Genomic DNA, 18,962 nt, shown 5'->3' with positions numbered 1-18,962 from the left:
CCCGGACAAACCGGGTTCGCCGCGTTGATGCGGCGCAACAGCCGCAGGGGCGCGATTGTACCAACCCGCGCGCACCGGTGCGGCAAAGCGCCCGACGGGCCGCGATGCTGCACTGCGCATCGCGCGCCGGATCGAACTTGAAAAACGATGTCGCAAATACGCAATCAGACGAGCGCGCCGAGCGTCTCGCGCGTCGTGTCGACGACGAGCAGGCCCGCACGCAGGCCCGGCTTCACCTTCGGGTTCGGGAACACGATCCGTTCCTCGTCGTGACGCACGATGTAGCGGTAGTCGCCGTCCTCGGCGAGCAGTGTGCCGCGCACGAACGGCGTGAAGTTCGCGACGTCCGCGGCGACGTGCAGCGCGAGCGCGTCGCTGCGCTTGGTGATCTGGTCGATCACGGTGAACACGCGCGGCATCGGCGGATGGCCGCCGGGTGCGTCGACATCGGCATCGGCATCGACACCGGCGCCGGCGCCGCGCGGCTCACCGGCGACGAGGTGGCGCACCGCGCGGTCGGCGCCCGCGAAGCGCGTCAGGTCGTTCTGGCCGAACGGCCGGACCTTGCCGAGCTCCAGCGTGCACGCGAGCGTGCCGCAATGCTCGGCCGTGTAATGCGAGTACGTGTTGCCCTTCGCGGTATGCAGCAGCACCGCGGCGATGCGCGCGTCGCCGAGCCATTCGAACATCGCGCGCGCGGGCGGCGTGCCCGTGTGCGGCAGCAGCGCGAACTGCTCGAACACCGACGCGCGAATCGCCGTATGCATGTCGACGTGCCAGCGCGCGCCGAACGCGTCGTCGAAGAACCCGTCGGCGACCGCTTCGAGCTGCGCGGCGCGCGGCGCCTCGCGGCTGTCGGCGAACTGCGCATGGCGGCCGCTGAACAGGCGATTCAGGTCGTCGTCGAGATAGCGGTCGCCCGCGCGCATCGCCGGCGGATTGCCGAGCACGATGCACAGCCGGCACGCGAGCCGCAACGCCCCCGCCGCGATGTCGCGCACGATGAACGACAGCAGCTCGATCGGCGCGGTCTCGTCGCCGTGCACGCCAGCCGACACGAGCACGCTCGCCCGTCGTGCATCCGGTGCATCCAGTGCGTTCGATGCGTCCGCCTCGGCGGGCTCGAGCACGAGCACGCCGTCTCCGAGCCACCGCCAGCGCACCGCGCCATCCGCGCAGATGCCGTCACGCACGGCCGGCGCATCGCCGGCCAGCGTGAACGCGAGAAAATCGCCGAGCATCGCGGAATCAGCGCTGGAAGTCATACAGCGAACCGACGCGCAGAATCTGCGTGAGCGCGTCGAGCGCGGTACGCGACTCGTCGAGCAGCGCCGGATCGGCGAGGTCTTCCGGCGCGATGCGATCGCGGTAGTGCTTGTCGATCCAGTTGTCGAGCGACGCGAACAGCGCGTCGTCGATCCACACGTTCGCGCCGACCGCCGCGCGCTCCGCGTCGCTCAGCACGACGCGCAGGCGCAGGCACGCCGGGCCGCCGCCGTTCTTCATGCTCTCGCGCAGGTCGAACACCAGCACTTCGTCGATCGGGCCGTTGCCGGCGGCGAGCGAGTCGAGGTAGCGCGCGACGTTCGCGTTCTCGCGGCATTCCTGCGGCACGACGAGCACCTGCGAGCCGTCGGCGCGCGACAGAAGCTGGCTGTTGAACAGATACGAGCCGACCGCGTCCGCGACGCTGACCGCCGCATCCGGCACCTCGATCACGTTCATCCGCGCGCCGTGCGCGTCGAGCGACGCCGTCAGCGTGTCGTAGACCGCCTGCTTGTCGAGGAACGCGCGCTCGTGGCAGAACAGCGTGTCGCGGTTGCCGACCGCGATCACGTCGTTGTGGAACACGCCCGCGTCGATCACGTCCGGATCCTGCTGCGCATAGACGACCCCTTCCTCGCGCAGCCCGTGACGATGCGCGACCGCGCGGCTCGCCTCGAACGTCTGGCGCGCCGGGAAGCGCTTCGGCTCCGGCCCGCGCCGGTATTCGGCGCGGCCGTACACGAAGAACTCGATGCCCGGCTTGCCGTACTCCGCGCAGAAGCGCGTGTGGTTCGCCGCGCCTTCGTCGCCGAGCGCCGGCGTGCCCGGCAGCGCGTCGTGCACCGCGAAGCGCGACTCGTCGGCGAAGATCGTCGCGAGCGTGCGGCGCGTCGCGCCGTGCTCGATCGCGCGATGCAGCTTGCTGCACAGGTTCGCCGGCGTGAAGTGAACGCGGCCGTCGCTCGTGTCGGCCGACGGGCTCACCGTCGCCGCGTTGGCCGTCCACATCGCGGACGCCGAGCTCGCGGCGGCCAGCATTTCCGGCGCCTGCTTCGCGGCCTTCGCGATCACGTCCGCATCCTTGCCGCTGAAACCGAGGTCGCGCAGCAGGCGCAGCGACGGCCGTTCCTGCGGCGGCAGCACGCCCTGCGCGAAGCCGAGATCGGCGAGCTGCTTCATCTTGCGCAGCCCCTGCTTCGCGGCGGCCTTCGGGTTCGCGGCCGACTTTTCGTTGTTCAGCGACGCGACGTTGCCGAACGACAGCCCGGCGTAGTTGTGCGTCGGGCCGACGAGTCCATCGAAATTGGCTTCTTTTGCGTTCATCGTCGTTCCCCTGGGTCAGAAATGGAGGCCCGGCGACAGGCTCGCGGGCATGCTCAGTTGCGCGCTTTCGACCGACGCCATCGGGTACGCGCAGTAGTCGGCCGCGTAATACGCGCTCGGCCGGTGGTTGCCGGAGCGGCCGGTGCCGCCGAACGGCGCCGCCGACGACGCGCCGTTCGTCGGCCGGTTCCAGTTCACGATGCCGGCGCGGATCGTGCGCTGGAAGTGCGTCCATACGCGCTCGTCGTCGGCGAGCAGGCCCGCCGACAGCCCGAACGCGGTGTCATTCGCCTGCGCGATCGCGTCGTCGAACGTCGCGTAGCGGACGATCTGCGCGAGCGGGCCGAAGTGCTCCTCGTCCGGCAGCGACGCGACGTCGGTCACGTCGAGGATCGACGCGTTCACGAAGCCCAGGCGCGCATCGCGCTGCGTCATCTCGATGATCGGCTTCGCGCCCTGCTCGACGAGGCGCGCCTGCGCGTCGACGAGCTTCGCGGCCGCGCGCGCCGAGATCACCGCGCCCATGAACGGCTGCGGATCGGCGTCGAACACGTCGGCGGTGATCTTCGACGTGACGTCGGCCAGGCGCGCGACGAAGCGGTCGCCGTACGCGCCCTTCGGCACGAAGATCCGGCGCGCGCACGTGCAGCGCTGGCCCGCCGACAGGAATGCCGACTGGATCGTGTGATGGACGGCCGCGTCGATGTCCTCGACCTCGCCGATCACGAGCGGGTTGTTGCCGCCCATCTCGAGCGCGAGCACGATCTCCGGACGGCCGCCGAACTGCCGGTGCAGCAGCGTGCCGGTGTCCGAGCTGCCGGTGAAGAACAGCCCGTCGATCTGCCGATGGTTCGCGAGCGCGACGCCGGTGTCCTTCTCGCCCTGCACGAGGTTCAGCACGCCTTCGGGCAGCCCCGCCGCCTGCCACACTTCGACGGTCGCGCGCGCGACGCCCGGCGCGAGCTCGGACGGCTTGAACACGACCGCGTTGCCGGCGATCAGCGCGGGCACGATATGGCCGTTCGGCAGATGGCCCGGGAAGTTGTACGGACCGAACACCGCGACGACGCCGTGCGGACGGTGGCGCAGCACCGCGGTGCCGTCGGCCATCGCCTGGCGTTTCTCGCCGGTGCGCTCCTGATACGCCTGGATCGAGATGCCGACCTTCGCGGCCATCGACGCGACTTCGGTGCGCGCTTCCCACAGCGGCTTGCCCGTCTCGCGGCCGATCGCGGTCGCGATCGCTTCCTTGCGCTCGGTCAGCAGTTCGGCGAAGCGCTTGACGATCGCGACGCGCGCGTCGAAATGAAGCGCGGACCAGCCGGCGAACGCACGGCGCGCGCTCGCGACCGCACGATCGACGTCCGCCGCCGACGCGCTCGCGCCCTGCCAGGCGATCTCGTCGGTGCCGGGGTTGCGCGAAGCGAAAACCGGGCCTGTGCCTGCGATCCAGGCGCCGTCGATGAAGAGTTCCGTCATGATTCCTGTTATCCCTGTTTGACTTTGAGCGGCAGCACGCGCACCGGATCGCCCGCTTTCACGTTCAGCGCGGCCGCGTCGTCGGCGGACAGCACGAACGTGCCGTTGCCGACCACGCCCGGCGCGACGCCGACGCGGAAATCGCCGAGCGACGTATTCGACACGAGCGACTTCGGCATGGCGGCGCCCGACGCATCATCGCGCGCCGCATCGAACGGCCCCGGCACGCCGATCGACACCGGCACGACGACGCTCTCGCGCACCGTGCGCAAGTCGTCGACGTGGCATTCGAGCGACGGGCCCGCGTCGAAGATGTCGACGTGGTTCTGATAGCGCATCCCCTCGGCCTCGAGCATCTTCCGCGCGGGCACCGTGTCGCGATGCGTGAGGCCGACGACGCGCTGCGCCTCTTCCGGCAACAGGTCGACGTACACCGGAAAGCGCGGCATCAGCTCCGCGAGGAACGACTTGCGGCCGTGCGCGGTCAGGTAGTCGGCCGCGTTGAAATCGATCTGATAGAAGTGCGAACCGAGCGCGCGCCAGAACGGCGACGTGCCGTCCTCGTCGAAATACCCGCGCATTTCCGCGCAGATGCGCTCCGGAAAGCGCTCGCGGAACTGCGCGATGAACATGAAGCGCGAGCGCGACAGCAGGCCGCCGACGCCGCCCGTCCGGTAACGCGGGCTCAGGAACAGCGAGCACACTTCCGCATAGCCGGTCAGATCGTGCGAGATGTTCAAGAGCGACATCTTCGTCCACACGCCGAGCTCCTGGCTCGCATGCACGACGGTGCTGACGCGGTAGTTGTAGAACGGCTGCTCGAGGCCGACCTCGGTCTCGATCCCGCACACGCCCGCGATGTCGCCCGTCTTCGCGTCTTCCATCACGAAGAAGTAGCCGGCTTCGGCCGGCGTCGCGCGGCCTTCGATCGTGCGGCGCGTGCGCTCGATGCGCGCGGCGAGCGCGTCGCGATCGGGCTTGAACGACGTCATCCCCGGACCGGTTTCCTGCGCGAGCGACACGAGCGCATCCACGTCGCCCGTTTGTACGACCCGAACGACGATCATGCTGCGTCTCCCTTCGAATCCTCGGCGCGCCGGTGCAGCGGCACGCACCGCACGACGTCGCCATCCTTCACGTCGAGCGCCGCGCGCGCGTCGCCCGCAAGCGGCGCGCCGGCCGCCACGTCACCCGGCAGATCCGCGAGCACGCAGCGAAACGACTCGCCGTTGCCGCTCGACACCAGATACGTGACGTCGCCCTGCTGGCGCGCGCTCTCGTGCACCGTGCGCTCCACACCCTGCTTCACGCACGCGGTGCGGTCGATCTGCGCGGTCAGCACCGGGCCCGCGTCGAAAATGTCGACGTAGCGGTCCGGCTCGAACCCCTCTTCGAGGTGAATGTCGTACGCGAGTTCGGCGGTCGCATTCGGCTCGCCGAGCACGCGCTGCGCGGCTTCCGGCAGCAGCGGCACGTACAGCGGATAGTTCGGCATCACTTCGGCGATGAACGTGCGGCTGCGGCCGCCCGACGCGATGTCGATCGCCGTGAAGTCGCGGCCGAAGAACTTGCGGCCCACCGCTTCCCAGAACGGCGATGCGCCGTCGTCGTCCGTCACGCCGAGCAGCAGCGTGAACACTTCCGGCGTGAACCGGCGCCGATGCGCGGCGATATACATCATCCGCGCGCGCGAGATCAGATGCGCGGCCGCGTCGCCGCGCAGCGACGGATCGACGTAGAAGCCGGCGAGGCGGCTCTTGCCGGTCAGCTCGTGCGACATCGTCAGCGCGTGGATCTTGCGGTTCACGTGCAGCTCGCGCGACGCATGGATCAGCGCGTCGTTGCGGAACGCATAGAACGGCTCCGAGTAGCCGGCCGCCGCCACGATGCTCGCGGTGCCGAGCAGCCTGCCGGACGCGCCGTCCTCCAGCACGAACAGATAGAACTCCTCGCCGGGGAAGTCGACGTCCGCGCGAAACGAATCCTCGGAGAGCGCGACGCGCGCTTCGAGCGCCGCGCGGTCGTGCGGCAGCGAGTGCAGGACCGGCTGCGCGGTGCGCGCCATCTGCGCGAGCGCATCGAGATCCGTGAGTTTGCCGGGGCGAACAAATAGCATCGTCGTTCCTGTCTGCGATGGGCGCGGGCTCAGGCGGCCTGCGCGGCCAGCACCTGCTCGACCGCCTTCTCGAAGCGCGCGAGGCCTTCGTCGAGCACGTCGAACGGAATCACGAGCGACGGCGCGAAGCGCAGCACGTTCGGGCCGGCGATCAGCATGATCACGCCGTGCTCGGCCGCCGCGTTCACGAAGTCCTTCGCGCGGCCGTCGAGCGACGCGACGAGTTCCGCGCCGATCAGCAGGCCCTTGCCGCGGATCTCCTTGAAGATCCCGTGACGCGCGTTGATGCGCGCGAGCGCGTTCTTCACGCGAACGCTGCGCTCGCGCACGCCTTCGAGAACCGCCGGATCGCCGATCAGCTCGACGACCTTGTCCGCAATCGCCGACGCGAGCGGGTTGCCGCCGTACGTCGTGCCGTGCACGCCGACCTTGAAGTGCGCGGCCAGTTCCTTCGTCGTCAGCATCGCGCCGATCGGGAAGCCGTTGCCGAGCGCCTTCGCGGTCGTCAGGATGTCCGGCGTCACGCCCGTGTCCATGTACGCGTAGAAGTGGCCGGTGCGGCCGACGCCCGTCTGCACTTCGTCGAAGATCAGCACGGCGTTGTTCGCGTCGCACGCTTCGCGCAGCGCCTTCAGGAAGGCCGGATCCGCCGGGATCACACCGCCTTCGCCCTGCACCGGCTCGACGATCACCGCGCACGTCTGCGGGCCGATCGCCGCCTTCGCCGCTTCGATGTCGTTGTACGGCAGGTGCGTGATGCCTTCCGGGCGCGGGCCGAAGCCGTCCGAATACTTCGGCTGGCCGCCGACACTCACCGTGAAGAACGTGCGGCCGTGGAACGACTGCACGAACGAGATGATTTCGTATTTGTCCGCGCCGTGGCGGTCGAACGCGACGCGGCGCGCGAGCTTCAGCGCGGCTTCGTTCGCTTCCGCGCCGGAGTTCGCGAAGAATGCGCGGTCCGCGAAGGTCAGGGATTCGAGGCGCTTCGCGAGGCGCAGGACCGGCTCGTTCGTGTAGCCGTTGCCGATGTGCCAGAGCTTGCGGCTCTGTTCGTCCAGCACCTTCAGCAGTTCCGGATGGTTGTGGCCCAGCGACGTCACCGCGATGCCGCACGCGAAATCCACGTAGTCACGGCCCGCCGTGTCCCAGATGCGCGAGCCTTCCGCGCGGTCCGGCACGAACGGCGCCGGAGAAAATACCGGCACCATCACTTCGTCGAAAGTTTCGCGGGTCACGGTCAGATCGGTCATGGTCGTTCCTTTCAGGTACGTCAGTCGTAATAGGTTCAAGTTTAGGGATGCAGCGATCGCCAGTCTTGCGGAATTGCGACGGGTTTTATCGGGATGCCCGGGGGGATGCCCGGGTCAGCGCCGAAACTGGAGGGGTTGTCCCGCGCGGCAGTCACGCGTTCATGCTATCTCCAGCCGAATTCGATAGTCTGCACCGCTCCGTCAAGTTAATCGGGCCTCGATGACAGTCCGGTGACGGCGTCCGCCGTCATTCCTCGGGTCTTTCCACCAGCGCGCCGCCGCGCGGCTCGCCGCCACCGCCGTGCTGCTTCTCCAGCCATGCGCGGCGATCCTCGCGCGGCGTCACGCCGAAGCGCTCGCGGTATGCGTTCGAAAAGTGCGCGGCCGACGAGAAGCCGCACGCCAGGCTCACCTGCACCACCGACTTGCTCGTGCGCTGCAGCTGCGTGCGCGCCTTCAGCAAGCGCAGATTCAGGTAATACTTCGACGGCATCGCGCCCAGATACTGGCGGAACAGCCGCTCCAGCTGCCGCCGCGACACGCCGACCAGCCCCGCGATCTCGTCCGTCGTCAGCGGGTCCTCGACGTTCGCTTCCATCAGCAGCAACGCATCGTTCAGGCGCGGGTGACGCTCGCCCGGCGCCGTCACGAACGGAATCCGCTGGCGCTCCTCGCCGCTGCGCAACGTGCCCGCGCCCACCGCATCCGCGATCCGCTCGGCCAGTTCCGGCCCGTGCTCGCGGCCGATCATCGCGAGCATGAAATCGACCGTCGTCTGCCCGCCCGCGCACGTCGCACGGTCGCGGTCGATCTCGAAAATCTGCTGCGTGACGATCGAACGCTCGAACTGCTCGGCGAACTGCTGGTACGCCTCCCAGTTCACGCTCACCCGGTAGCCCGACAGCTGCCCCGCCATCGCGAGCCACCAGACGCCATGATGAATCCCCGTCACGAGCGGCGTGCGCTGGCCGACCCGCGCGAGGCTCGCGAGGAACAGCCGGTAGTCGGCGAACTGCTGGAACCGCTCGCTGACGACGATCAGCCAGTCGCACGCGATCGCGTCGTTGAATGCGGCATCCGCGTGCCATTGCGCGCCGCCCGCGAGCGGCACCGCGCGCCCGTCCCACGAGCACACCTGCCAGCGGTACAGCGACCGCCCGTCGATCTCGTTCGCCAGATTCAGCGCGTCGACGATCGGGCCGACGCCCGACATCGACACCGGCGGCAACGCGACGATCGCCACCTGCGTCGTGCGGGCCGATCCTGCCGGACGTGTCACCGGAACCACGCGCAGCCCGCCCGGCGTTACTTCAGGCTGCCGGACAGGAACTGCTTGAGCCGCTCGCTCTGCGGCCGCACGAGCACCTCGGACGGATTGCCCTCTTCCTCGGTCCGCCCCTGGTGCAGGAACATCACGTGGTTCGACACGTTGCGCGCGAAGCCCATCTCGTGCGTGACGACGACCATCGTCCGGCCTTCCTCGGCCAGTTTCTGCATCACCTTCAGCACTTCGCCGACGAGCTCCGGATCGAGCGCCGACGTCGGCTCGTCGAACAGCATCACGTCCGGATGCATCGCCAGCGCGCGCGCGATCGCGACGCGCTGCTGCTGCCCGCCCGACAGATGCGACGGATACTGCTTCTCGACGCGCGGCGCCAGGCCGACCTTCTCGAGATACGTGCGCGCGCGATCCTCGGCTTCCTTCTTCGAAATGCCGAGCACGTGCACCGGCGCTTCCATCACGTTCTCGAGCACGTTCATGTGCGCCCACAGATTGAAGTGCTGGAACACCATCGCGAGCTTCGTGCGCACGCGCTGCAGTTGCTTATGATCGGCGACCTCGAGCCCACCGGCCTTGCCGACCTTCGTGCGAACGGCCTCGCCGTCGACGATGATCTGGCCCGCGTTCGGACGCTCGAGGAAATTGATGCAGCGCAGAAACGTGCTCTTGCCCGACCCCGACGAGCCGATGATGCTGATCACGTCGCCGGCCTTCGCGTTCAGCGACACGCCCTTCAGCACCTCGTTGTCGCCGAATCGCTTGTGGATATCGAGCGCCGCAAGCTTGCTGGCGGGGCTCGTTTGCTGGATGTCTGCCACCTGGCTCTCCTGGATGAAATGTGCCCCCACGCTCACTTCGTTCGCTGCCCCCCGAGGGGGCGTTCAGCCTCCTTGGGGCGGCCCGGCGGAGGCTGAATTGAATCAATGACGGCCGGCCGCGAGGTACGCGAGCCAGTGGCGCTCGGCACGGCGAAACGCCGCGACGAGTGCGAACGATACCGCAAGATAGATCAGCGCGGCGAGCCCGAACGACTGGAACGCCATGTACGTCGCCGAGTTCGCGTCGCGCGCGACCTTCAGGATGTCCGGCACCGTCGCGGTGAACGCGACCGTCGTCGCGTGCAGCATCAGGATCACCTCGTTGCTGTACAGCGGCAGCGCGCGGCGCAATGCGGACGGCAGGATCACGCGGCGGTACATCGCGAACGTCGACATCCCGTATGCGCGGGCGGCCTCGACCTCGCCGTGCGACGTCGCCTTGATCGCGCCCGCGAAGATCTCGGTCGTGTACGCGCACGTGTTCAGCGCGAACGCGAGGATCGTGCAGTTGAAGCCGCTCTTGAAGAACGCGTCGAGCAGCGAATGCGAACGCACGAACTCGAGGCTGTACATCCCGGTGTAGATCAGCAGCAGCTGCACGTACAGCGGCGTGCCGCGGAACACGTACGTGTACAGCCGCACCGGCGTGGACAGCCAGCGGTTCTTCGATACCCGCGCGACCGCGAGCGGCACCGAGCAGCAAAAGCCGATCGAGATCGACGCGACGAGCAGCCACAGCGTGACCGCGAGGCCGGACAGGCGCTGGCCGTCCCAGTAGAGGAACGCCTGGCCGAATTGGTTGAGGATCTCGATCATAGTTCTGCGTGGCGCACGCCGATGGAATAGCGCTTCTCGAGCTGGATCAGCACGAAGTTGGAGACCGTCGTGATCGCGAGGTAGATCAGCGCGGCGACGAGGATGAAGAAGAACATGTTGAACGTGCTCTTGCCGGCGTCCTGCGCGGCCTTCACGACGTCGGCGAGGCCGATGATCGACACGAGCGCGGTCGCCTTCACGAGCACCTGCCAGTTGTTGCCGATGCCCGGCAGCGCGAAGCGCATCATCTGCGGGAACAGGATCCGCAGGAAGATCCGCGGCCCGCTCATCCCGTACGCGGCCCCCGCCTCGAGCTGCCCGCGCGGCACCGACATGAACGCGCCGCGGAACGTCTCGGTGAAATACGCGCCGTAGATGAAGCCGAGCGTCAACACGCCCGCGACGAAAGGATCGATGTCGATCTGATCCCAGTTCATCAGGTCGGTGAAGTCGTTGAGCCAGATCTGGATGCTGTAGAACAGCAGCAGCATCAGCACGAGATCGGGCACCGAGCGGATCAGCGTCGTATAGCCGGTCGCGATCGAACGCAGCACCCGGTTATGCGACAGCTTCGCCACCGCGCCGATCAGCCCGAGCGCCACCGCCGCGGCGAGCGACAGCACCGACAGCTCGATCGTCTGCACGGTGCCCGCCCAGATGACGGGACCAAAGCCGTAAAGGAACACGCGCGTCTCCAAGTTTGGAATGGATGCCGGCGAGAAACTCCCCCTCCCCGCCGGGCTGACGCGGATAGTCGCAAGCGAAAATGATTGGCTCAAATCACCGCGGGTGGATTTGCTGCATCGCAACACATCGTCACATCCATGTCGGCGGACGGTTACGTAACTGTTTTTAAAGAAAAAAACAGGCTGCCTGACACCTCCCTAACACGCCGGTCGGCAGACTTTTTGCAATTTTCCGGTCGCTTTTGCGATAGCGCGGCGTCGGCCGTCCGGCCGAATGGGCGGGCGTCGGCCCGCGCCGCACAATCGGTTGTCCGTCGTACGAAAAGGTGCGTGCGCCAGCCGCCGCGCCATGAACCGCGACATTTTGCAGCCGCGAAGATTCTTGCCCGCCTATGTTTTCGTCACCACACTGGATCGGTCCGCCGTTTGTCTTCGACGCAGCCAAGGAGGCAGCGAACCAGCTCAAGCACGGTATCTCGTTAAAGCTGGCGGAACTTGCCGACTGGCATGCCGCGCACGTGAAGCCCGACACGCGCCGTGAATACGGCGAAGTGCGCCTGACCTGCCGCGTGCCGATCCGTACTCGTATTCACGTAGCGATCGTCGTGCCCCGCGAACGCACATTTCGCATCATCAGCCTGCGTAAGGCCAATAACCGAGAGGTTCAAGACTATGAGCAAGCCCGTTAAGTTCGTCCGCAACACCCCGGAAGAAGAAGAGGCCATCGCGCGCGGTATCGCCGCCGACCCGGACACTCACGAGCTGACCGATGAGGAGATGGCCCGGATGGTGCCATTTCCCGAATGGATCGAGAAAACGTACGGGCGCCCGATGTTCGTCCGCCCGAAGGCAGTCAATGCCCTCTCTGGAGATCCGAGCGCGACGTCGTATACACGAGCCCGTCCGGGCCGAAATGCACGTTGAAGAACGCGTCCTGGTTCACGCCGTCCTCGAGCCAGCGCCAGCTCCACACGGTCTCCGGCTTCAGCGGATAGCGCGCGACCTGCCCCGGCTTGCCGAGCAGGCGGCGCACCTCGTCCTCGGTCATGCCCGGGCGCACCTTCGCGAAATTCGCGGCGATCAGCACCTGGGTCGCGCCGGCGTAGCGTCCATTGCCGTCGATATCGACGAACCACGTCTGGTTGCCCATCGGCCCGCGCGGATACTCGAAGCGCTTCGAGCCGTCGGTGAACACGCGCTCGGTCTCCGGCGTGCCCATCTGGTGGCGGACGTCGGCCTCGGTCGACTCGCCGGGCTTCAGCCCCTTCAGCAGCAACTGTGCCGGCTTGATCGCGGTGAAGAACTCCCTGAGACGGTGCAGCACGGCGCGCTCGCTTTGCTGGTCGTCGCATCCGGCCAGCGCCAGCGTGGCGGCCAGCAATGCGACGGTGAACAGCCGGGGACGAAGAATCATATGAGGAAGACGGTCGGAAACACGCGGCAAGCATACCCGCGCTCCGAAAAAAGCGCGAGACGACGCGCACCGCTCGGTGCAGTCGTTCGGTGCAGTCGTTCGGCCGGTGCAGCCGCTCAGTGCAGCCGCTCGGTCTCGCGCCCGGCCTCGGCATCGTGAGCGGCCTGCGGCGCCGCGTGCGCGCGAATCCGGCTGCGCGTGCGCACGAGCTCCGCGAGCTGCCACGAGCCGAGCGCGAGGCAGCCGAACACGACCTCGCGGCCGCGCTTCACGAGCGCGAGCGACAGCGCGGCCTCGCGATCGACGCCGAAGGTCTGCGCGAGCAGCACGACGGTCGCCTCCTGCACACCGAGCCCGCCCGGCACCATGAACGCCGCGTGGCGCACGGCCTGCGTCATTGCCTCGATCGCGAGCGCGCCGCCGATCGACACCGGATGGCCGAGCAGCTTCAGCGCCCAGTAGTTCTCGAGCGCGCCGCTCGCATAGCCGAGGAACTGCCAGAAGAACGCGCGAAACAGCAGGCCCGCGCGCGACATCAGCGCGTCGATGTCCGCGTCGAGCCGCTTGCCGTCGACGCCCTGCAGCAGCGTATGCGAATCGCCGAGCAGCCGGCCCGCGAAACGCTCGATCGCATGAAAGATTCCGCCGCGCCGCACGAGCACGATCGCGAGCAGCGGCAACGGGATCGACAGCAGCATCGCGAGGCCGATCGTCTTCGCGCCGACGTCGTGCGTCATCGCGATCACCAGCACGAGGCCGAGCGACGCGAACGCATACTGGACGACGATCGTAACGAGCACCTCGACGATCACCGACGCGGTAACCGCGCTCGCATCGGGCACGCGCCAGCGCGCGAGCCGGATGCCGACGATCTCGCCGCCGACGCCGACGACCGGCAGCAGCCGGTTCACCGCCTCGCGCACGGTCGCGATCCACCACAGGAACGGCAGCGACGCGCGACGCGCGAGCAGCAGGCGCCACGCGTGCGCGTCGAGCAGCAGCGGCAGCGCGTGGAACGGCACGAGCCACAGCAGCGCGCAGCCCGCGCGCCCGAGCATGTGGACGACGTCGCCGACGCCGTCGCGCAGCCCGAGCACGATCAGGATCGCGATCCCGATCGGCCAGCCGAGCCATTTGATCCACTTGCTCACGACGGCTGCGCTCCCGGCTCGTGCGCCGCGCACGCGGTGCGCGAGCCCGCGGCGCTCAGGCCGAACACGTCGGCGAAGCCACCGCTCGCGGCGCCCGACGCCTTCACGGCCGCGGCGACGCGCGGCGACAGCAGCGCGCGCATCTCGTCGACCGGGCGATAGTCGCGCATGCTCGGCGTGATCGGGCCGTCGCCCGCCTCGGCCGGATGGCAGTAGATCTCGCCGACGCCGTCCGGCAGATCGGCGAGCGCGGCGAGCAGCACCGCCTCGTCCATCGCGCCGGTATGTTCGATCCCGACCACGTAGTCGTTGTGCGCGAGCCCCGCGCGATCGAGCCGCGCGCGCACGAGCGCGATCCACGGCTTGAGCCACGCGCTCGCCGAGCGCTCGTACGGCAGCCGCACCGCGCGCAGGCCGTAGTCGCGCCCGATCTCGACGATCAGCGACAGCACGGTCGGATGCAGATGGAAATGCTTGTGCGCATTCACGTGATCGAGCGGCAGCCCGGTCGACGCGAACGCGTCGAACTGCGCGCGGATCTCGCGGCGCAGTTGTGCGCGCACGTGCGGCAGGAAAAAGAAGCGACAGCCGTCCTTCGCCATCGCGTCGCCGAAGCGGCCGTCCGGCCCGACGAGCGCGGGAATCTCATGCGCGGGCAGCGTCGCGGGCCCGTCGGCGAGCACGAGATGCAGGCCGACCGCGAGCGACGGCAGCCGCCGCGCGCGCTCGACCGCGTCCTGCGCGGCCGGCGCGCCGACCATCAGGCTCGCGGCATTCAGCACGCCGTCGCGATGCGCGCGCTCGACCGCCGCGTTCACGCGCGGATGCAGCCCGAAGTCGTCGGCGGTGAAGATCACCGCCCGCGCCGCTCGCTGCCCCGCCACGAATTACGCCTCGTGCGCGCGCAGGAAGCGGAAGAACTCGACGCCCTCGCGCAGACGGCGCTTCATCATGTCCCAGCTCGTCAGCATCTCGCGGACGATCTCCCAGATCTTCGACGGCCGGAAGTAGAACTCGCGGTAGAAGTGCTCGAGATGGTGATAGATCTCTTCCTTCGGCAGGTGCGGATAGCCGATCGCGGCGAGCTGCACGCCTTCCTTGCTGACGAGGTTGATCGTCTTGTTCTCTTCCATCCAGCCGTTCTCGACCGCCTGGTCGTACAGGCGCGTGCCCGGATAAGGCGCGGCGAGCGACACCTGGATCGTGTGCGGATTGATTTCCTTCGCGTACTCGATCGTCTTCTTGATCGTGTCCTGCGTCTCGCCCGGCAGGCCGAGGATGAACGTGCCGTGGACCTTGATCCCGAGCTTCTTGCAATCGTCGCTGAAGCGGCGCGCGATATCGGTGCGCAGGCCCTTCTTGATGTTCAGCAGGATCTGGTCGTCGCCCGACTCGTAGCCGACGAGCAGCAGGCGCAGCCCGTTCTCCTTCATGATCTTCAGCGTCGAATACGGGACGTTCGCCTTCGCGTTGCACGACCACGTGACGCCGAGCTTGCCGAGCCCGCGCGCGATCTCCTCGACGCGCGGCTTGAAGTCGGTGAACGTGTCGTCGTCGAACATGATCTCCTTCACTTCCGGCATGTTGTCGCGGATCCACTTCACTTCCGCGAGCACGTTCTCGACCGAGCGCACGCGGTAGCGGTGGCCGCCGACCGTCTGCGGCCACAGGCAGAACGTGCACTTCGAGCGGCAGCCGCGGCCCGTGTAGATCGACACGTACGGATAGTTCAGGTAGCCGATGAAGTAGTTGTCGATCTTCAGGTCGCGCTTGTAGACGGGCGCGACGAACGGCAGCTCGTCCATGTTCTCGATCATCGGACGCGGGCCGTTGTGCTCGATCGAGCCGTCCTTCGCGCGATAGCTGAGGCCTGCGATGTCCGCGAACGGCTTGCCTTCGGCGACGTCGCGGCACGTGTAGTCGAATTCCTCGCGGCACACGAAGTCGATCGCGTCGGTGGCCGTCAGCGAGTTGTGCGGATCGACCGCGACCTTCGCGCCGACCATGCCGACGAGCATCGACGGCTTCATCTTCTTCAGGTCGTTCGCGAACATCGCGTCGGTCGGGAACGACGGCGTGCTCGTGTGGATGACCACGAGGTCGAAATCCTTCGCGATCGCGAGCGTCTCGTCGACCGACAGGCCGTCGGCCGGCGCGTCGACGACGCGGCTGCCCGGCACCAGCGCGGCCGGCTGCGCGAGCCAGGTCGGATACCAGAAGGAACGGATTTCGCGTTTCGCCTGATAACGCGAGCCGGCGCCGCCGTCGAAGCCGTCGTACGAAGGGGCCTGCAAGAACAGCGTTTTCAGGTAAGTCGTTGCGGGTGCCTGCATGGTTCGAGCTCGTTCAAGAATTCAGTGAGTCAAAAATCGCGGGCCGCTGCCCGCCTCTCGGTTCGTCTGTCGTGCCGCATAAGTGCCGCGCATCAGTGCCGCATTCGTGCCGCGCATTTGCGCCATATTCGTGCCGCCTTCGCGTTCGCCGCTCAACGGCTATCGCCGATCTCCACGGCCGCCGCGCGTTCGCCGCCGACGACCGTCATCCGCGCGCCGCGCCACACGACCTGCGTGCCGAACGCGGCGGCGAGCCATTCGAGCGCGAGCAGCGTGTCGCGCACCGCGACGAGCGGCAGGTCGCGCCAGAACGCGCGCCAGCCGTCCTCGCCGCGCGCGTGCAGCACGAGCCGCGCGATCGCGCCGATCACCGCGCCCGCGCCCGCGAGCGTGCCGGCGAACGTGCCGGGCAGATACAGCGCGAGCGCCGCGCCGACCGCGAGCCACGGCGCGGTGAACGTGATGAACAAGAACGCGAAGCCGCCCGGGTTCAGCGAGCGGATCGTGCGCAGCCAGCGCGTCTCGCGGTGCCACAGCGGGCCGAACGACGACTCGATCACGTCGGTCGCGACCTCGACCTCGGACAGCACCGTGCGCCGGCCGAGCCGGCGCGGCAGCTCGGCGAGCCAGAAATCGTCGGCGAGCTCGTCCTTCAGCGCGATGAGCCCGCCGATCCGCTCGAGCGTGTCGCGCGTGAGCGCGAGCGTCGCGCCGAAGCCGAAGCGGCTCGAGCCGCCGAGATGCGCGATCCGCACCGACGGCGCGAACCACGCGTCGACGAACTGCGCGCCGATCCGCGTCCAGAACCCGCCGACGCTACGCGCATGATACAGGCACGTGACGACGCCGACATCGCGGTCCGCGAGCGGCGCGGTGACGCGCACCAGATAATCGGGCGCGACCGCGATATCGCTGTCGGCGATCACGATGCGGCCGTACTTCGCGCGCCCGGCGAGGTTGATCAGGTTGCTGACCTTCAGGTTCTTGCCGTACACGCGCGCGTCGATCACGAGCGTGATGTCGCATTCGGGATACGCGGCCTTCAGCCGCTCGACGACCGCGACGGCCGGATCGTGCGCCGACGCGACGCCGAACAGCAGCTCATAGCGCGGGTGGCGCTGCTCGCAGAACGACGCGAGATTCTCGTACAGATGCGGCTCGATCCCGCACAGCGGCTTCAGCACGCTGACCGGGTCGAAGCCATCACGCGCGGCCGTGCGCGGCGTGCGCGGACGCGGCGCGCACGCCGCGACGAGCGCGTAGCCGGCGGCAACGAGCGTGAACGCAATCAGCAGCCATTCGGTGAACGATACGCTTGGCGTCATGCGCGCCGTCCTCCGGCAGTTCGGCCGAAGCGGCGATCGAGTGGGCAATGGATGGATGATCCGACTGAGACGAACGCGGGCACGACCCGACTCCTTGTTCCGGCAGCGTCTGAACGGGGGCGCTGATGCCCGAACCGGGCAATGCCCCGCTCCCGGAGCGATCCCCGCGCCGCCTGTTCGCGACGCGCGGAAAGATTGAACGAAAACCGTCAGCGCAACTTGGGTAAGCCGTGGATTTTAACAGCGTGTTTCATCGCGCGCTCGGTGAGCCGTTGAAACAGATCCTTGCAAAACCGGACCACCCGATTCTCCGCGCGCGTTTCCCGGCGGGCATCGACACCCAAACGCAAGCCTGCTGAATGGCATTCGAAGGGCCCGTCGGCGCGGCTTTTTCGCGCGTCGTCGCACCACCGTGGGGATTCGAATCCAATCGCCGTAAAAATTCGTAATTTGAAGACGATTGCCATCGTTTCCAAAACAATCGCCGGATCGGATCGTCTGCCGCGCGGTCGCCCCTGCCGGCTTCAGGGGTATCCGCGCGCCGCCAGCGGGATCCGGAACCCTTTGGCACAATCGCTCGCATCTGTTGCGTCCGCGCATCATCGCGCGGCCCCTTTCGAAGGTCCCTCGACATGACGCCATTTTCCGTTCTCGATCTTGCCCCGATTCCCGCCGGCGCCGACGCCGCGCAGGCATTTCGCAACACCGTCGACCTCGCGCAGCACGCGGAGCGCTGGGGCTACCGGCGCTACTGGCTCGCCGAGCACCACAACATGCCGGGCATCGCGAGCGCGGCGACGGCCGTCGTGATCGGCCACGTCGCGGGCAGCACGAAAACGATCCGCGTCGGCTCCGGCGGCATCATGCTGCCGAACCACGCGCCGCTCGTGATCGCCGAGCAGTTCGGCACGCTCGCGTCGCTGTACCCGGGCCGGATCGATCTCGGCCTCGGCCGCGCGCCCGGCACCGACCAGACGACGTCGCGCGCGCTGCGCCGCGATCTGCTCGGCAGCGCGGACGCGTTCCCCGACGACGTCGCCGAGTTGCTCCGCTACTTCGCGGAGCCCGCGCCGGGCCAGCGCGTGCGCGCGGTGCCGGGCGCGGGGCTCGACGTGCCGGTCTGGCTGCTCGGCTCGAGCCTGTTCAGCGCGCAGCTCGCGGCGATGCTCGGTCTGCCGTTCGCGTTCGCGTCGCACTTCGCGCCCGACTACCTGCTGCGCGCGCTCGAGCTGTACCGCGCGCAATACCGGCCGTCGGCCGCGTGGCCGAAGCCGTACGCGATGGTCGGCGTCAACGTGTTTGCGGCCGACACCGACGACGAAGCGCGGCGCCTGTTCACGTCGCTGCAGCAGCAGTTCATCAACCTGCGCCGCGGCATGCCGGGCAAGCTGCCGCCGCCCATCGACACGCTCGACGCGTTCGACGCAAGCGAGTTCGAACTCGCGAACGTCGCGCACGCGCTGTCGTTCGCGGCGGTCGGCTCGCGCGACACGGTGCGCGAGCAGCTTCGCGAGCGGATCGCGCGCACGGGCGCCGACGAGCTGATCGTCACCGCGCAGATCCACGACCACGCGGCGCGGCTGCGCTCGTTCGAGCTCGCCGCGCAGATCCGCGACGAGCTCGCGGGCGACGCGCAGCCCACCGCGCGATGACGGCAACGCGACACGCGGAGGCGAACCCGCGTTCTCGGCCGCGCGGAA

18 protein-coding genes are annotated in these 18,962 nt (G+C 68.2%); 2 read left to right on the top strand and 16 right to left on the bottom strand.

What is annotated here, in order from left to right:
* Positions 1 to 164: 164 nt before the first annotated feature.
* The 10 genes from astE to HZI36_RS21870 form a co-directional block, all read right to left on the bottom strand.
* On the bottom strand, positions 165 to 1,265 hold the full coding sequence (astE, locus tag HZI36_RS21915; protein ID WP_179404769.1) for a succinylglutamate desuccinylase: 1,101 nt from the start codon (positions 1,263 to 1,265) through the stop codon (positions 165 to 167).
* The gene (gene astB, locus HZI36_RS21910) at positions 1,249 to 2,589 is read right to left on the bottom strand and encodes an N-succinylarginine dihydrolase (protein ID WP_179404768.1); all 1,341 of its coding nucleotides are present in this window, start codon (positions 2,587 to 2,589) and stop codon (positions 1,249 to 1,251) included. Before astB ends, astE begins: the two co-directional genes overlap by 17 nt.
* Positions 2,590 to 2,604: 15 nt before the next feature.
* On the bottom strand, positions 2,605 to 4,068 hold the full coding sequence (gene astD, locus HZI36_RS21905) for a succinylglutamate-semialdehyde dehydrogenase (RefSeq protein ID WP_179404767.1): 1,464 nt from the start codon (positions 4,066 to 4,068) through the stop codon (positions 2,605 to 2,607).
* An 8-nt stretch (positions 4,069 to 4,076) separates the two neighbouring features.
* Positions 4,077 to 5,135 (bottom strand): arginine N-succinyltransferase, encoded by a 1,059-nt coding sequence (gene astA, locus HZI36_RS21900; protein WP_179404766.1) that lies wholly within the window; start codon positions 5,133 to 5,135, stop codon positions 4,077 to 4,079.
* Positions 5,132 to 6,184: an arginine/ornithine succinyltransferase subunit alpha gene (gene aruF / locus HZI36_RS21895; RefSeq protein ID WP_179404765.1), complete on the bottom strand. Its 1,053-nt coding sequence runs from the start codon at positions 6,182 to 6,184 to the stop codon at positions 5,132 to 5,134. Before aruF ends, astA begins: the two co-directional genes overlap by 4 nt.
* 29 nt (positions 6,185 to 6,213) lie before the next feature.
* Positions 6,214 to 7,437 carry an aspartate aminotransferase family protein gene (locus HZI36_RS21890; protein ID WP_179404764.1) on the bottom strand — a complete coding sequence of 408 codons (1,224 nt, stop codon included), beginning with the start codon at positions 7,435 to 7,437 and terminating at the stop codon, positions 6,214 to 6,216.
* 247 nt (positions 7,438 to 7,684) lie between these two features.
* On the bottom strand, positions 7,685 to 8,725 hold the full coding sequence (locus tag HZI36_RS21885) for a helix-turn-helix domain-containing protein (protein WP_179404763.1): 1,041 nt from the start codon (positions 8,723 to 8,725) through the stop codon (positions 7,685 to 7,687).
* 17 nt (positions 8,726 to 8,742) lie between these two features.
* Positions 8,743 to 9,537, bottom strand: a complete 795-nt coding sequence (locus tag HZI36_RS21880; protein ID WP_179404762.1) for an ATP-binding cassette domain-containing protein — start codon at positions 9,535 to 9,537, stop codon at positions 8,743 to 8,745.
* 102 nt (positions 9,538 to 9,639) lie between these two features.
* Complete coding sequence (locus HZI36_RS21875; RefSeq protein ID WP_179404761.1) at positions 9,640 to 10,353, bottom strand: ABC transporter permease; 714 nt, start codon at positions 10,351 to 10,353, stop codon at positions 9,640 to 9,642.
* A complete protein-coding gene (locus HZI36_RS21870) occupies positions 10,350 to 11,039 on the bottom strand; it encodes a histidine ABC transporter permease HisQ (RefSeq protein ID WP_179404760.1) in 690 nt (229 codons plus the stop codon). The genes HZI36_RS21875 and HZI36_RS21870 overlap by 4 nt, the downstream gene beginning before the upstream one ends.
* A 392-nt stretch (positions 11,040 to 11,431) precedes the next feature.
* Here HZI36_RS21870 and HZI36_RS21865 point away from each other — a divergent pair, with 392 nt between their 5' ends.
* The gene (locus HZI36_RS21865) at positions 11,432 to 11,728 is read left to right on the top strand and encodes a BrnT family toxin (RefSeq protein ID WP_179404759.1); all 297 of its coding nucleotides are present in this window, start codon (positions 11,432 to 11,434) and stop codon (positions 11,726 to 11,728) included.
* Between the two features lie 164 nt (positions 11,729 to 11,892).
* Here the strand turns inward: HZI36_RS21865 and HZI36_RS21860 are convergent, their stop codons facing one another.
* The 6 genes from HZI36_RS21860 to HZI36_RS21835 form a co-directional block, all read right to left on the bottom strand.
* A complete protein-coding gene (locus tag HZI36_RS21860; RefSeq protein WP_179404758.1) occupies positions 11,893 to 12,453 on the bottom strand; it encodes a hypothetical protein in 561 nt (186 codons plus the stop codon).
* Between the two features lie 116 nt (positions 12,454 to 12,569).
* Positions 12,570 to 13,604 (bottom strand): lysylphosphatidylglycerol synthase domain-containing protein, encoded by a 1,035-nt coding sequence (locus HZI36_RS21855; RefSeq protein WP_179404757.1) that lies wholly within the window; start codon positions 13,602 to 13,604, stop codon positions 12,570 to 12,572.
* Entirely contained in the window at positions 13,601 to 14,488 is an 888-nt protein-coding gene (gene hpnK / locus HZI36_RS21850) for a hopanoid biosynthesis-associated protein HpnK (protein WP_179404756.1), read from the bottom strand. Before hpnK ends, HZI36_RS21855 begins: the two co-directional genes overlap by 4 nt.
* A gap of 3 nt (positions 14,489 to 14,491) precedes the next feature.
* A complete protein-coding gene (gene hpnJ / locus HZI36_RS21845) occupies positions 14,492 to 15,913 on the bottom strand; it encodes a hopanoid biosynthesis associated radical SAM protein HpnJ (protein ID WP_179404801.1) in 1,422 nt (473 codons plus the stop codon).
* A 176-nt stretch (positions 15,914 to 16,089) separates the two neighbouring features.
* Positions 16,090 to 17,262: a bacteriohopanetetrol glucosamine biosynthesis glycosyltransferase HpnI gene (hpnI, locus tag HZI36_RS21840; protein ID WP_179404755.1), complete on the bottom strand. Its 1,173-nt coding sequence runs from the start codon at positions 17,260 to 17,262 to the stop codon at positions 16,090 to 16,092.
* Between the two features lie 209 nt (positions 17,263 to 17,471).
* Positions 17,472 to 17,729, bottom strand: a complete 258-nt coding sequence (locus tag HZI36_RS21835) for a hypothetical protein (RefSeq protein WP_179404754.1) — start codon at positions 17,727 to 17,729, stop codon at positions 17,472 to 17,474.
* Between the two features lie 165 nt (positions 17,730 to 17,894).
* On the opposite strand from HZI36_RS21835, the gene HZI36_RS21830 reads away from it, so the two are divergent.
* The gene (locus HZI36_RS21830; protein WP_179404753.1) at positions 17,895 to 18,914 is read left to right on the top strand and encodes an LLM class flavin-dependent oxidoreductase; all 1,020 of its coding nucleotides are present in this window, start codon (positions 17,895 to 17,897) and stop codon (positions 18,912 to 18,914) included.
* Positions 18,915 to 18,962 lie beyond the last annotated feature (48 nt).

Source organism: Burkholderia guangdongensis, from assembly GCF_013403875.1.
GTDB lineage: Bacteria > Pseudomonadota > Gammaproteobacteria > Burkholderiales > Burkholderiaceae > Burkholderia > Burkholderia guangdongensis.
The sequence above is the reverse complement of the archived record's forward strand: the minus strand, read 5'-3'. Positions and strand labels throughout refer to the sequence as shown.